Below are 14490 nucleotides of genomic sequence, written 5' to 3'. Positions count from 1 at the left end.
ATTTGGTCTTCTAACAGAAGGCATACGGATTTTGGGACAAAGAAAATGCAAACGAGCGCAAAGAAAGCTTGCTTTCAATTTGCCGAGTGCAGCTTTTCTTATGCAAAGATACGACTTTATCCTGAAACTCGCAAGGATTTAGGGTGGAAAAGTTTTTTTGAGAAGAAAATAGGCGGCTCCCGATATGTTCGAGAACCGCCTAGTAATCTCTTCTTATTCCTTCATTTTCTGGATTTCCTCCAGTGGAAGCTCTGTGGCTGTTGATACTTGCTCATCAGAAAGGCCCATTGACAGAAGGCGGCGAGCTGTGGCTATCTTTTCTTTTTCCATACCTTTCGCCATACCTTTTTCCATACCTTTCGCCATACCTTTTTCCATACCTTTCGCCATTCCTTTCGCCATACCTATTTCCATCCCTTTCTTTTCATCAAACTTTCTGGTGGCATATATATCACGCATATTCTTGATGTCCTCGTCATACAGCTCTAGTTCCTCTCGGGAGAGCTTGCGGAGGTCGCCTATTTCTGCCAGTTTGCGGAAGACTGGATACTTCTCGCTGAATGGCATCTGTTCAAACATGTTCATATTCTTCACTATATAAATCCAACAATCAAATATATCCATACACTCTGCCTCCGTGTGCTTGTCGAACAATGGCAGTTGGAGGTACACAATACGCATTCTGTCGGACACTCGCTGGCGTGTCTGCAAATCGGTAAGCACCAAATCGGTGCGAAACTCCTTTAATATCGGACTTTGCGATACAAAGTCCATGAAACATACCGTATAGACTGGAGCCAAGTGGTAGTCCCAGATTCCACGAATGCCCTGCTGCACAATGGCACGTGCCGTGTAATACAGTGCCCTGTCGGCAAAGTATTCCTGTTCTTTCTTCTGCATCTCGACGATGACATGCTTGCCCTCGTTTGTGACGCAATAGACATCGAAGACCACACCGCGGTCATCGGGGCGCAAGCCAAGTTTTTCGGTCTTGGCAAACGTCACGTCCTTGATTACCAACTCGTCTTCAAACAGTCCGTTGAGGAATGTTATCAGGCATTCTTTAGTGTCTTCGCTTCCAAAGATTCGCTTGAAAGCCCAGTCAACACGTGGGTCTATAAATCTTGCCATCTGCTTACGCTTTATAAGGTCGTGGACGCAATATTGCTATTCGCCTGCAAATATACGACTTTTCCTCGTAACTTCCAAGGATTTAGGGGAAAATGTGGGGATGATAATAAAGAAAAAATGAGGGGTTCAATATAAAGTCACCTTCAGAAATAGCTTTTCAAAAATAATAATTAAAATAGTTCATTTTCCATACACAACCATTAGAATATACTTATAGTTACCCCACAGTTACCCCACAGTTAATGAAAGTAATTACTGTAATAAGAGATAACATGATGTCCGCCAAGGGGATAATGGAATGTATAAAGTTGAAAGATAAGAGTTATTTCCTTGATAAATATCTATATCCCGCAATGAAAGAAGGCTATGTTTAACAACTATATCCTGAAAATCCGAAACATCCGAAACAGAAATATATGCTCACAGAAAATGGCAAGGCATTATTGAAATAGAAAGATGATTGAGAATTAGCTATGGTGAGATGGATGATAACAATACCGCAACTTATACGATGCAAGGAAGCAATTATAACAATGCAAACGTTTTGCGGAGCCGCTTATCATTATATTACGGTTGTACAACTAAAAGGGTTATAGTTGTACGACTAAAGAGGTTATAGTTGTACGACTAAAGGGTGTATAGTTGTACGACTAAAGGGTGTATAGTTGTACGACTAAAGAGGTTATAGTTGTACGACTAAAAGGTGTTGTCACTAGGCTCAGCAGAGGTGCTGACTGCAGTCAGCAGACCTGCTGACTAGGCTCGGCAGAGCTGCTGAGCCTAGTGGCAATGTCTGAGAAGGTATATTCCACCAGGGCAGACGCATTAAATATTTTGCACCAAAAGATACAAGTTATCACATTATTATTATATGCATCATCTTTCATAGAAGACAAAGAATGCGAATTCAACAAGCAAGTGCAAAAATCCATCACATTGTCTGTTGTTATGGACTTTATTTTTCCTGAAAATTTTATATCTTTGCGTCATGAAAATCATGGACTATTAGCGTTGGCACAATTAATTCTGCCATCAGAGATACTTTCAAATTTTGAAGTAGTACGTGTAGAAGAAGAGGCATCCCTTATTCGCATCTATCTTGATGAATCAGTTAAGGCTGATTAAAAGAGAACCCTTTGATTGAATCTAAAGGGTTCTGTGATGCCGTAACTATCCGTAACTTCCAAGGTTTTAGGGAAAAAATACTTGAAAAGGATGAGGAGAAAGAAAAAATAGGCGACTCCCGGAATTGAGAGCCGCCTATTAATTTTAAGTTTATTTGATGAAGCAAATGCTTACTTCTTTGTCATCACACATTTAGCAAAGCCTTCAGCCCAAGCATAAAGCTTGATGTCGTAAGTACCTGCTTCTACAGTGATGTTTCCACCATTCTTTGTTGTGAGGTTATCTAACTCTCCACCCCAACTGATGGCCCAATCGTCGTTGGCGCGGAACTTGATTTCACCAGCACTCAATGTGATGTTCTTAACTTCCCAGTAGCCATTAACTTCCTTGGTATCTTTATTGTAAGGAACGTAAGTCATATCTACGTCTGACTCCCAACCATTAGGTGATGCGCTACCAATGATTCCAATAGATGTAATAGGAGTCAGTTCGTATTTCTTCTCAGACAAATCAACATCTACCTGATAGTAACCTGCAGGTTCTGTAATAGTGATGTTGGCTGCATCTGGAGCAGTATTGAAGGCTGCGCCATAGTTGGTGCCCTTCCACTCTGGCTGAGTACAGAACTTGAAACCATTCTGGTTCAGGTACATGTAACCAGTGAATTTTACACCATCTTCACCTGCGAGATAGTCATTTGTTGCCCAGCCATTAGCATCGCCTGCCATATAGAGGATAGGCTTGCCTACAGAGTAAGACAGGTTGTTCATGTCGAGAGTTACAATCCATGTACCAGTACCTACGATAACCATTGACTGTGGAGTACCCCAACTGTCGCCAGTATAATAGATTGTACCAGAAGCATCTTCGCTACCATCTTTCTCGCAACCCATGACACCTTTGTTGATGACATTCCAGTTGCCGGTTTCATCCCACTTGCTGCCTTCGTAGAACTTAAAATAGTTCTTATCTTTCTCTGTGGTGACCTTGAGCTGGTAAACACCATCAGACACTTTGTTCATCCATACAGGTTCTTTTGGCTTCCATCCATTGCCATTAACTTCACCGAGCATGTAGTAACCTTTCTCATCGATAGCAGGAGTTGGGGATGGCTTAAGTTTGGCTGTAGTCGTACCTACGGTATTGATGGCAACGGCATCACCTGATGCCAAGTTGACAGAAACCTTAGACTCAACGTTGATGTCACGAGCAACGCTTGCGCGTGATTTGTTCTGGCTGCAGAGAATCTTCTCCAATTCTTTTGCGTCTACCTGAATGCTGTTACCGTTGATTTCGCCTTTAATGGCTTCGCCATTTACTTTCAAGTCTTTGAGTGTGAAACCTGTAACATCGGCATCTGATGAATTGACTGTGACGAGATTGATAATACCGTCATTGTCTGGCATGCTACTTTCAGCTTCAGTACCTGCTGCGAAAGTAATTCCGTATTTGGCAGCTGAGGCCTCCTGTGGATTGGTCTGAGGATTAGCCCAATCATCGTAGTCGCCGTTGCAGCTGGCAAGTGTAACACTTGCCAAGACTGCTAAGCTATATAATAATGTTTTTTTCATTGTGCTTTGGTCTTAATTATTTAACTTCTGCTGTGTAATTATCAAAGTCGATATACAACTTCTGTCCAACTTGGGTAGTTACAGAGTAATCTGCGCCCTCAGTCTCAGCCCAGCTGTTTACGATATCATATCTACGCCAGAAGACGTTGCCCTTGTGAAGAGTGAACTCTGTACGATACCAGTCTAAGTTGCCTACCTTGACAGCTGCGCGAAGCTCTGCGCTGGCAGTGAATGCAGGAGAAACCCATTTGCCATTCTTATCTGCTGGAGCTGTCAGAGCATAAGTGTCATCAAATGCCCAAGTACCAGACATCTCAACACTACCACCTAAGATGTAAACCTTTGTTGGGTAAACAGATAGTGTCCAGTCAATATTCTTCTTGTCTTCTGTAATCTTACCTTTGAACAAGAGAGTGTACCAACCTGCGTTGGCTACCTTGATTCTATGCTCTTCACCTTCTGAGATACCGGCGTTGGCCTCATCGTTGATTTCCTTGATACGGTTGTAACCGCGGTCGTCATTGTTCTCGGTACCCCACTTGAACTCACCACCAGCTGGCAAGTAGATTATACCATAGTAGTTACCTTCCAAACCAAAGACCTTAGGAATTGGTTTCCAACTCTTCCATGGAGTCTGGATAGAACTACCTATCAAGTAGAGGTTGTCAGTGAACTTAGCATCAGGAGCCTCATAAGTAGCCTTCACAGAACGCAAGGTGATGGTATTTGAGAATGTCTCGCCCAAACTTGTATCAGTAGCGTCTCCAATCACAGCGCGCAAGCGAATGTAAACAGGCATTTCTTCAGGAACACTTGTATCTGGATTTGCAGCCTGAAAGAGAGCTACTATAGCGTTGTTTATTTCATTTGCATTAACTTGCATATCGGCAGTTCTATAGAATGTCGCTAACTCTGTGTGAGTAGCAGTACCATCGCTGACGAATGCAGGATCGATAGATACCTGTACGTAATATCTCATAGAGTAAGGTACTCCACCATAGTTTGGCTGCGAACATGTCAATCTTAAACTTTTTGCACTGATGAGATCGTAAGTATTGTTTTCTGCTACGGCAGGAGTGTTCAATACAAATCCATCTGCAACATGACTCAAGTCCAATGTAGGGTTGCTGTCTCTGTCATCATCGCATGATGTAAAGAGCAAAGGGAGTACCAATGCTGGCAACAGCATGAATTTGAATATCTTTTTCATAATTCTTTCTTTTTTAATTTAATCTGTTAACCTAACAATTAGTATTTTGGGTTCTGTGTCATGTTAGGGTTGTTCTTAGTCTCATTGCCTGGAATAGGGTAGATATCGAAATGTGATTCAATACCTGCACCATTAGGTACACCACCCTTGAAACTCCAGAGGTACTTAGAACCTGTGAACAAGCCAAAGCGAACCAAGTCTGAACGACGGCGACCTTCCATAAAGAACTCGCGGCCCCATTCATCTATAAGAGTCTGCTCATCTACTGATGTAGCTTTTAAATCACGGTGAGCACGGTCCTGAACCAACTGGATGTCAGCCAAACCTTCCTGACTGCCGTTGAGACGGAACTTTGCCTCTGCGCGGGTCAGATAGATTTCTGCCAGGCGGAACAATGGAATGTCGGTGTCTGAAAAGTTCTGGTCATGCTGTGCTGTACCATCTGCGTGGAAATTGCTCCACTTTACGATAGCCGCACCATTCAGAGGGTCTGTGATAGCATCACCTGGATTGAGTGTACGAACTTTTCCACTTTCGCAGCCACCTACACCCATGTATAACAAAGCTCGATCGTCTTTTGCCTTTGCTATAACAGCGTCTGTGCCGATGCCTTTCTCATTATCTTTTGCGATAATCTGATCCTTTGTTGCATCAGTTAAAACATCATCTGTAGTTGCCATAGGAATATCTTTGTTAGGGAAGAACTTCTTAACCAAATCTTCGCGTGCAAAGATACATTTCCAAGGGTCAGCGGTACTTGCTGATGGCATGCCAGCTTTGGTGCAGGCTGCTACGAGATAAGTAGAACCGCCATACTGGCGAGTCTTCAAACCATCCTGACGAACAGCAAAGATGATTTCCTGCCTAGCCTCAGGATTGTAATCATTGTCGCCCATGAACAACTGCTGGTAACCGCTGTAGCCATTCTTTGCTTTTCGAGAAAGGTCGTATTTTTTGCTATTGATAATCTTGTCGCAATAATCGATAGCCTTCTGGTAGTCCTTAACCTGACCATCTGTATAAACAGCTGAGTTAAGTGCCAAACGAGCATGGAGGGCATAAGCTGCACCACGGTCGGCTCGTCCGAAATTCTCACTGTTATTATAAGCCCCCACCTCTGCCATCATAGGCTCGATGGTAGTCAACTCGTTGTCAAGCCACTCGTAGAGATCCTTGCCGCTCTTCTCAATAGGGAGATTGCTGTCGAAGGTTTCCTTGAAAGGAGCCTTGCGATACAGGTCGAGGAAATAATAGTAGTTCAGTGCACGGAGGAAGCGGACTTCTGCAATCTTATCTTCGCTCATCTTACCTGTCTGCTCGGAAATAAACTGGTTGTACAGGGTGATGTCGAAAATTAATCGCTGGTATGCCCAGTTTACTCGTGCATTACTCTTATCCCAGTTCATGTGGGTAATAGCGGCAATACCTTCATTGTCTTGCCATGCCCACAAAATTTCGTCTGTCATTAATTCTTGCAAGTTGAAGACGGTACGGATAAATCCGCTCTCACCCTCGTCTCCACTCAAGTCTGCTGAACCTGCAGGACCTTTCTGACCTGTAAGACCGAGGGTTGCATACTGTTTAGCCAAGAGGCCCTCCGCAGTATATGTTGGGGAAGACTGTGGATCAATGGACTTGATATTCAGTTCGTCTGCGCATGAGACAAAGCCCATGCACAACATACTTGCCATTGCAGTCGTTATAAATAGTTTTTTCATAATTGTCTCCTTTTTATTTTTAGATGTTAAGATTCAAACCAAGCTGGAAGCTTATTGGACGTGGGTAAGGATTACTGTCGATACCACTGCTTACCTCAGGGTCAATACCCTTATACTTGGAAATGATGAATGGGTTCTGAACTGTGAAGAAAATTCGACCACTGCAAATCTTCTCAGCACCAGCCTTAATCAATGCAGGGAAGCTATATCCCAATGTCATGTTTGTACACTTCAAGTAAGAAGCATTGCGTACGAAGTAGTCACTGGTGTTGGTTGCTTTTGAGGTTTTACCCCAGAAACCAAGATCAACAGCTTCTGCTGTAGTATTTCTGAAGATGTTGTCTTTATTGAGGTCGGCTAAAACTGCCTTCTCGTTCAAGAAATCGTAGTAAACATAGTTGCCGATAGAGGCATGGAATGCTGCACTGAAGTCCCAGTTCTTATAGATGAACTTGGTGGTGAGACCCATGATTACGTCAGGAGCTGGGCTCTTGTAGCAATAGCGGTCGTCATCATCGATTGTACCATTTCCGTCGCGGTCAACATACAGACCCTCGATAGGTTTGCCGTTTTCATCATAAACCTGCTGGAAAACATAGAATGATTTGATAGGCTGGCCTACCTTGTTTACCTGAATCTTGGTGTTGTTACCACGAGATACTTTATCTCCAGTCCATACCCAGTCTTGCAAACCTGCATCCAATTGTGTGATTTCGTTGTGGTTCCATCCTACGTTGTAGGTTACATCCCATATGAAGTCCTTTGTAACAATAGGCTTGACATCGAATGCCAATTCAACACCATAGTTTTCCAAAGAACCAATATTCTTCAGAAGCTGGTCGCCAAAGTTAGTACCACCGGCGATGGCAATTGTTGACAGAAGGTCGGTAGTCTTACGATAGTAACCATCCACATTCATACCGAAACGACCATTGAGAGCGGTGAAGTCTAAACCAGCATTGTAGGTTGTTGTCTTTTCCCAAGTCAATTCAGGATTGTATGCTGATGGACGCATGGTTATATAATATTTGTCACCAAATGGATACTGTGCATAAGTATCGCTGACTGTATATACAGGAGTATAGTAGAAGTCTGGAATACCATTCTGCTGACCAGTCATACCCCAACCCAAGCGGAGCTTCAACTCATCAAGCCATTTTGCGTCCTTCAAGAAAGGTTCGTTGTTAATCTTCCAAGCAAAGGCTGCAGCAGGGAAGTAACCCCACTTCTTGCCTTTTTTGAAACGAGAAGAACCATCGGCACGGAATGTTGCTGTAAGCAAATAGCGATCTAACAAGTTGTAATTAAAACGTCCGAAGTAAGATACCAATGAGTTGTGAGCCTTCCACATGGTGTTCTTCTGATACGTTGGACTATATATATAGTTCATTTTACCATCTGCTTCAACGAACTGAGGATTGTTGTCTCTCAAGTACTCATCAATACCACTTCCGTAGTTATAGCCTGTTCTGTGGTAGTGGCTCTGCTCTGCACCTGCCATGATGTCGATATCATGAACACCGAACTTGTGTGCATATTCAGCAAAAGCTTTTCCTTCGATGCTATATTTGTATTGATGGTCAGTGCCATAATATCCAAAATAGTTGTTAGAGAAGGAATACTTGGAAATGTCTTCATTCTGCTTACCATCTGTATACTGGGCACCGATGGCAGCATGCAAATGCAAGTCTTCGAAGCCATGAATCTTGTAGTCTACCTCAAGGTTTCCTGAAATATCATTAGACTTTGCTATACACTTGTAGTTGTCGAGAACTGCAACTGGGTTCTGTGTAACTTGAGAGGCAGCCATCTTCTTCCAATCAGGATCGCTAATCTGGTCGCTCTTGTTCTGCAAGTACTGGAAATATCCACCAACGTATTTGTAGTCTTCACCATTTCCATATACAGGCTGTGTAGGATCCATTGACAATGCATTACCGATAGCATCACCAACTTTTGCATAGCGGTCCTTCTCGAACATATACTTTGCTGTGAAGTTGAAGTTCAAGTGCTTATCGAGGAAAGAAGGAGCAACATTGACAGATGTATTGAAACGCTTCATCCATGTTGTCTTGACAATACCATTGTTGTCTTCGAAACCTAAACTGACGCGATAAGGCATATTCTTCAGACCACCCTGAATACTAATGTTGTGATTAGTAGAAACAGAGGTGCGGAAAATCTCATTCTGCCAGTCTGTATCGTAACTGCCTAATGTGCTTGTGTCGATACCAAGAGAGGTAAGAGCCTGCTTGTACTCGCTGGCATTCATCACATCATATTTCTTCTGGATGGTTGACAGTGTTACGTTGCCATTATAAGTAACAGAAGGCTTCTGACCAGAACGTCCCTTCTTGGTTGTAATGATGATGACACCATTAGAAGCACGGGAACCGTAAATTGCTGTAGCAGAAGCATCTTTCAATACAGTGAAGCTCTCGATATCGTTAGGGTTAATCATGGCTAAGACGTTACTCATACCCTTGTTGGTATTGTTGTCAATAGCCAAACCATCGATTACGTAGAGAGGGTCATTAGAAGCACTCAGAGAAGCACCACCACGGATACGAATCTGTGCACCGGTACCAGGCTGACCGCCACCAGTCTGTACATCTACACCGGCAATCTTACCTACCAACATATCAGAGGCACTGCTTGTGATACCCTTTGACATCTCATCTGGCTTGATAGCTGTAACAGAACCAGTCAAGTCGTTCTTCTTAGCACGACCATAACCGATGACAACGACCTCGTTCAAAGACTTCTGGTCGTCAACCAAGGTAATCATCATGTTAGATGTTGCTTTGATTGTTTTTGGTGTCATTCCAAGATAGGTGAAAGTAAGATTGGCACCTGGCGCTGCATCAACTGAGAAGTTACCATCCATGTCGGTAATGCCCACTGCCTTACCGTTAACTGTAATGGTAGCACCCATGATAGGCTCACCAGAAGCATCCTTCACATGTCCCTTAATTGCATTACTCTGCGCAAAGGAACTCACCGTCAGAAGCAGACCGCTTGCAAGGGTCAATGCTCTGAGAGGCAATTTGATTTTTACCTGCTTCATCATTTGCTTGATTTTTAAGTTTGCAGCTTGCCCTCTCCTTCAAGTTTCTGAAAGCATCATGTACCTAAAAGCGTACCTAAAGAGGCTTGATTTGGTCCAAAAGGTTCACCGCCTCAACCTTCTTTCTGTTCACTATCTCGGCATATACTTGCGTGGTTATGATGTTTTGATGTCCCAACAGTTTGCTGGTGGTATAGAGGTCCACTCCCATCGTGAGCAAGGCGGTGGCAAAGGTATGACGAGATACATGAAAAGTAACTGGCTTGTCAATGCCTGCCTCCCTAGCCCATTGCTTCAATCGATAGTTGACCGAGAAGAACGATGGCAGCTCAAATACCTTGTCATCAGCCCTTGCCTGTCCTCTTGCTGGCATCCACGACAAAGCATTCTCCGACAAGGGTACCGTTACCACATGACGGGTCTTCACCATCAACTTGCTAATATAGTATCCCTCCGTACCTTTTCCGATATCTGCCCATCGCAATGTCCTGACATCACTGATGCGCAAACCACAGAAACAAGCGAAGAGGAAAGCTTGCTTCACGGTTTCATCCTTGCAAGGAGTAGCCATCAACAATCTGATTTCCTCGATGCTGAGATAGCAGCGTCGGCTCTCTCCCTGACCAATCAGCTTTTTCTCTTCTTTCTTCAGTAGTTTGGTGGGATTCTCAGGTATGATACCTTCTCTCACCGCCTCATTCAATGCGGTAACAAACGTATTGTAATAGAGGCGTGCCGTACCCTTCGCCAAGTCTTTCTCATGATGTTCGCCCCGCTTGGGCACATCCGTACCAATGGTCTTGGCATGAGCCAGATACTGTACCAAGCCTTCGCAATACACCTTGTCCAGTTGTGCCATGCGAATATTCTCACCCTTGTATCTTATCAAATGCAAGAGGGCATGCTGGATGTTGACAGCATGACTGCCGCTCTGTCCCTGCTGTCTTTTTTGATCAGCATATAGCAGCATCCAGTCTTTTAAGAGCATATCCTTGGTCACCATCTCTCGCTGATAGTTACCGTGGCTCATACTCCACTCTCTGATTCGCTCACATCGGATGAGCATAGCGGTGCGCAAAGTAGCTTCATTCTTTGCCTTAGCCTCCTTGTCGCTTCCTCTTTTGTCATCTACCAGCAACAATCCCTTCAACCGCTCGTAGGTATAGCCTCTACCCTTGCTTCCTGCTTGGTAAGTACGCAGATAGATAGCCTTGTTGCCATTCTTCAAAGGTTTCACCCAAATCTTGATGGGTTCCTTTACTTTTGTTTTAGTTCTCTTTTTCGCCATAATCTTTACTGTTTCATCTGTGCAAAATTATAAGCAAAATATATCTTCATCAAGTCTTTCAAGTTAAAGTACCTAAAGACGTACCTAAAGAAACAACTTTATTAGTAAATGCAAACGATTGCGCAAATTGTTTACTTGATTTGCATCAATTTTTGAACAAGCTAATGAAATAAATCGTAACTTTGCCAACGAAAAAGAATACAACTTACAATTTAACATAAGATAGTAATCACAAAATACAATGATAATTATGAAGAAGATATACTTTACACTCCTTGCCGCAATGGCACTCACACTTGGAGCATGCTCTAGCAGCAATGACCCTGATCTTCCAGATCCTGAGCCAACGCCAGCGCCTACCCCAAGTCCTGAGCCTGAACCAAGTCTCAATTCGCAAGGCTGGGCTAGCGATTATAGCGGTGTTATGCTGCAAGGATTCTCTTGGGATTCTTATAATGAATCACAATGGAAGGTCTTAGAGAAGCAGGCTGATGAGCTGAAAGGTTATATCGACCTTGTTTGGCTTCCACAAAGCGGAAAATGTATGGAGGCCACTCAGGTGATGGGTTATATGCCATATTACTATTTTAATCAGAACTCTTCTTTCGGATCTGAGGCTGAGCTCAGAAGTCTGATTACTAAGTTTAAAGCCGCTGGTATAGGTGCTATTGCTGATGTAGTCATCAACCACCGCAATACAGACGGCTGGTTCACCTTCCCTGCAGAAACCTACAAGGGAGTGACCTACCAGATGCAATCTACAGACATCTGCAAGAATGATGATGGCGGAACTACAGCAACCCAGGCTGCCACAGACGGGGTAAGCCTCAGCCAGAACAATGATGAGGGAACCGACTTTGGAGGTTGCCGTGACATCGACCACAAGAGCGAAAATGTGCAGAAGGTGATCAAAGCGTATCTGAAATATCTGAAGGATGATTTGGGTTACACCGGTTTCCGCTATGATATGGTGAAAGGCTTCGATGGTAGCCATGTTGCCGACTATAATGATGCCACAGGTGTAGAATACTCTGTAGGTGAATACTGGGATGGTAACGACAAAATAGAAAGTTGGATAAACAGAACTAACAAGAAGAGCGCAGCCTTCGACTTCCAGTTCCGTTATAACGTACGCGATGCCGTAAACGGAGCGGCTAACGGAAAGGTGACAACATCTTCAGACTGGTCAAAGCTCCACAGTAACGACAATCTTATGCACGATGCCAATTATCGTCGTTATGCGGTTACTTTTGTAGAAAATCATGATACACAGAAACGCTCTGAATCAGAACAGAACGACCCTCTGCGCAAAGATACCATAGCAGCCAATGCCTATATGCTCGCCATGCCAGGCACACCATGTATCTTCCAGCCACACTGGAATGCTTATAAGTCTGAGATAAAGGAGATGATTGCAGCCCGCAAATATGCAGGCATCACTAATATGAGCAATTATGCCAACAAGCAGAGCAAGAAAACTCTTTATGTGAACGAGGTTACTGGTACTAAGCACAAACTTCTTGTGGCTGTAGGTAATGATGCTGATAAATATGCAGGAGAAACAGGCTATACAAAGATTCTTTCCGGTTATCACTATGCCTATTTTCTCTCTAATGATGCAGAAACCTCTTGGACCGACGTGCCTTCTGGCTCATACGAGGAAGGTTTCAAGACCACACTTACTGCAGTCAGCCAGACAGAGGGAGCCAAATTGGTTTATACCTTGGACGGCTCTACCCCTACTGCAAAGAGCACAACTGTAGAAAGTGGTAAGGAAATCAGCATCAATGGTACTTGTACCTTGAAGGTTGGATTGCTTGTGAATGGTGAAGTTAGAAATATCGCCACTCATCAATATACGATTGAGAAGTTCAAGGCATATAAATTTATGGTTTATGTGAATGCCGATGCTGTGAAATGGAACCCATTATACTGCTATACATGGAAGAAAGCAGCATCTGTTAAGTGGCCTGGTGAAAAGATGACAGAAACAAAGACCATCGGTGGTAAGACATGGTACTACAAGGAAGTCAGCATTGATAATGCAACCGAGTTGGTGAATGTCATATTCAATAATGGCACAGATAAGCCGCAGACTGTAGATATAGCAGGTCTCACCAGTACGGCTTACTTCGAAATCGAGGCATCCAAAGAAGGTAAGAAATATAAAGTGAAGGATGTTACTGCAGAATACAACAAATAAGTTCAAAGAATAGTTTCAGTTTTTAGTTTAAGTTTTTCAGTTTTAGTTTTTAAGTTTTTAGGTTTATTAAGGTTTATGTTTTTAGGTTTAGTTTTGTGTGAACAAAATTATTAGTTAGTTGTTTTAGGTTAGGAAAAAGAGGTATACCCAAGATTCATCTTCGGGATATACCTCTTTTCTTATTCTAATTATTTTCTTATTCTACTTATCTTTCGCGCTGGTCAGCACCCCACATCAGTTTTTCTCTCAAGGTAGAGAAATAACGCTGGTTGCGCTGCTTCACAATCTTGATGCTATGAGGAGCCTTTCGGATGATAAGGCGGGTTTCCTCCGTCATACGCTCACTACGGCCATCGATGGCTACCAGATAGTTGTGGCTGCGACTCTCGATATCGAGCGTGATGACAGCCGTATCGTTGATGACGATAGGACGGATGTTCAGACTGTGAGGAGCCACCGGAGTAAGACAGATGCTGCCACTCTGCGGAATGATGATAGGTCCGCCATTAGATAGATTGTATGCTGTAGAACCTGTTGGCGTGGTAACAATCAGTCCATCAGCCTGATAGGTAACGAGAAATTCGCCATCAACCTGCGTACGGATAGAAATCATCGAAGCATCATCACGCTTCAGTACGGCGATATCGTTGAGGGCGAACGGATTGCCGGCAAGTATGCCACCTTCTGCCTCCACCTGAATCACCGCATGCTCCTCTATCAGACAATCACCGGCATAAAGACTGTCCAGAGCCGACTCTATCTCACTAGGCAGCACATCGGCAAGGAAGCCCAACCTGCCCATATTCACACCGATGATAGGCGTACCCTTGGCTCCCACACGGCTCGCTGCCTTCAGAAAGGTACCGTCACCACCCATAGAGATGACGTAATCCACATCGAAGTTATAATCCTCGAACACCCCAGCCGCCTTCACATCAAGATGCTGGTCGCGGGTAAGAAACTCGTAATAAGCATTCTCCACATAAACTTCAGCCTCCTTCTTTTCGAGATAAAGAAGGATTTTCTCTATCGAAGCCGACTTCTTAGCCTGGTATTCATTACCAAATATTGCGAATTTTAAATGTTGCTGTGCCATTTATTTTGTTATTTCAATAATTATTCTTACTTTTGCAAAGGTAATCATATTATTTGAATAACAAGACAAAAAACAAATAAA

Annotated in this window: 10 protein-coding genes; 3 read left to right on the top strand and 7 right to left on the bottom strand. The window is 43.4% G+C overall.

Features of this window, described 5'->3' with window-relative positions; all coding sequences use genetic code 11:
• Window positions 1-213 precede the first annotated feature (213 nt).
• Window positions 214-1131 carry an Rpn family recombination-promoting nuclease/putative transposase gene (locus tag RCO84_RS15480; RefSeq protein ID WP_317573162.1) on the bottom strand — a complete coding sequence of 306 codons (918 nt, stop codon included), beginning with the start codon at window positions 1129-1131 and terminating at the stop codon, window positions 214-216.
• 242 nt (window positions 1132-1373) lie between these two features.
• Between RCO84_RS15480 and RCO84_RS16970 the strand changes: the two genes are divergently transcribed.
• Both RCO84_RS16970 and RCO84_RS15475 read left to right on the top strand, forming a co-directional pair.
• Window positions 1374-1505, top strand: a complete 132-nt coding sequence (locus RCO84_RS16970; protein ID WP_369679887.1) for a Fic family protein — start codon at window positions 1374-1376, stop codon at window positions 1503-1505.
• Between the two features lie 415 nt (window positions 1506-1920).
• On the top strand, window positions 1921-2256 hold the full coding sequence (locus RCO84_RS15475) for a hypothetical protein (RefSeq protein ID WP_260849766.1): 336 nt from the start codon (window positions 1921-1923) through the stop codon (window positions 2254-2256).
• Between the two features lie 170 nt (window positions 2257-2426).
• Here RCO84_RS15475 and RCO84_RS15470 read toward each other — a convergent pair whose 3' ends face one another.
• From RCO84_RS15470 to RCO84_RS15450, 5 genes are all read right to left on the bottom strand, one after another.
• Window positions 2427-3827: an Outer membrane protein SusF domain-containing protein gene (locus RCO84_RS15470; RefSeq protein WP_260849767.1), complete on the bottom strand. Its 1401-nt coding sequence runs from the start codon at window positions 3825-3827 to the stop codon at window positions 2427-2429.
• A gap of 16 nt (window positions 3828-3843) precedes the next feature.
• The gene (locus tag RCO84_RS15465; protein ID WP_317573159.1) at window positions 3844-5037 is read right to left on the bottom strand and encodes a SusF/SusE family outer membrane protein; all 1194 of its coding nucleotides are present in this window, start codon (window positions 5035-5037) and stop codon (window positions 3844-3846) included.
• Between the two features lie 38 nt (window positions 5038-5075).
• Entirely contained in the window at window positions 5076-6755 is a 1680-nt protein-coding gene (susD, locus tag RCO84_RS15460) for a starch-binding outer membrane lipoprotein SusD (RefSeq protein WP_317573157.1), read from the bottom strand.
• A gap of 19 nt (window positions 6756-6774) precedes the next feature.
• Entirely contained in the window at window positions 6775-9822 is a 3048-nt protein-coding gene (locus tag RCO84_RS15455; RefSeq protein ID WP_203053365.1) for a SusC/RagA family TonB-linked outer membrane protein, read from the bottom strand.
• Window positions 9823-9898: 76 nt separating this feature from the next.
• Window positions 9899-11110 (bottom strand): site-specific integrase, encoded by a 1212-nt coding sequence (locus RCO84_RS15450; RefSeq protein ID WP_317585615.1) that lies wholly within the window; start codon window positions 11108-11110, stop codon window positions 9899-9901.
• A 250-nt stretch (window positions 11111-11360) separates the two neighbouring features.
• On the opposite strand from RCO84_RS15450, the gene RCO84_RS15445 reads away from it, so the two are divergent.
• Window positions 11361-13313 carry an alpha-amylase family glycosyl hydrolase gene (locus RCO84_RS15445; protein ID WP_317585614.1) on the top strand — a complete coding sequence of 651 codons (1953 nt, stop codon included), beginning with the start codon at window positions 11361-11363 and terminating at the stop codon, window positions 13311-13313.
• A gap of 205 nt (window positions 13314-13518) precedes the next feature.
• On the opposite strand, the gene RCO84_RS15440 is transcribed toward RCO84_RS15445, so the two are convergent.
• Complete coding sequence (locus RCO84_RS15440; protein WP_118254573.1) at window positions 13519-14409, bottom strand: NAD kinase; 891 nt, start codon at window positions 14407-14409, stop codon at window positions 13519-13521.
• Between the last annotated feature and the right edge of the window lie 81 nt (window positions 14410-14490).

Source organism: Segatella copri (assembly GCF_949820605.1).
GTDB lineage: Bacteria > Bacteroidota > Bacteroidia > Bacteroidales > Bacteroidaceae > Prevotella.
Note: the sequence above shows the minus strand (reverse complement) of the source record. Positions and strands in the feature narration are given on the sequence as shown.

Bases quoted from the DNA above. Each gene is read 5' to 3' on its own strand.
- RCO84_RS15445 (WP_317585614.1), top strand. From the start codon at position 11,361: ATGAAGAAGATATACTTTACACTCCTTGCCGCAATGGCACTCACACTT.
- RCO84_RS15450 (WP_317585615.1), bottom strand. From the start codon at position 11,110: ATGGCGAAAAAGAGAACTAAAACAAAAGTAAAGGAACCCATCAAGATT.
- RCO84_RS15455 (WP_203053365.1), bottom strand. From the start codon at position 9,822: ATGAAGCAGGTAAAAATCAAATTGCCTCTCAGAGCATTGACCCTTGCA.
- RCO84_RS15480 (WP_317573162.1), bottom strand. From the start codon at position 1,131: ATGGCAAGATTTATAGACCCACGTGTTGACTGGGCTTTCAAGCGAATC.
- susD (WP_317573157.1), bottom strand. From the start codon at position 6,755: ATGAAAAAACTATTTATAACGACTGCAATGGCAAGTATGTTGTGCATG.
- RCO84_RS15440 (WP_118254573.1), bottom strand. From the start codon at position 14,409: ATGGCACAGCAACATTTAAAATTCGCAATATTTGGTAATGAATACCAG.
- RCO84_RS16970 (WP_369679887.1), top strand. From the start codon at position 1,374: ATGAAAGTAATTACTGTAATAAGAGATAACATGATGTCCGCCAAGGGG.
- RCO84_RS15470 (WP_260849767.1), bottom strand. From the start codon at position 3,827: ATGAAAAAAACATTATTATATAGCTTAGCAGTCTTGGCAAGTGTTACA.
- RCO84_RS15465 (WP_317573159.1), bottom strand. From the start codon at position 5,037: ATGAAAAAGATATTCAAATTCATGCTGTTGCCAGCATTGGTACTCCCT.
- RCO84_RS15475 (WP_260849766.1), top strand. From the start codon at position 1,921: ATGTCTGAGAAGGTATATTCCACCAGGGCAGACGCATTAAATATTTTG.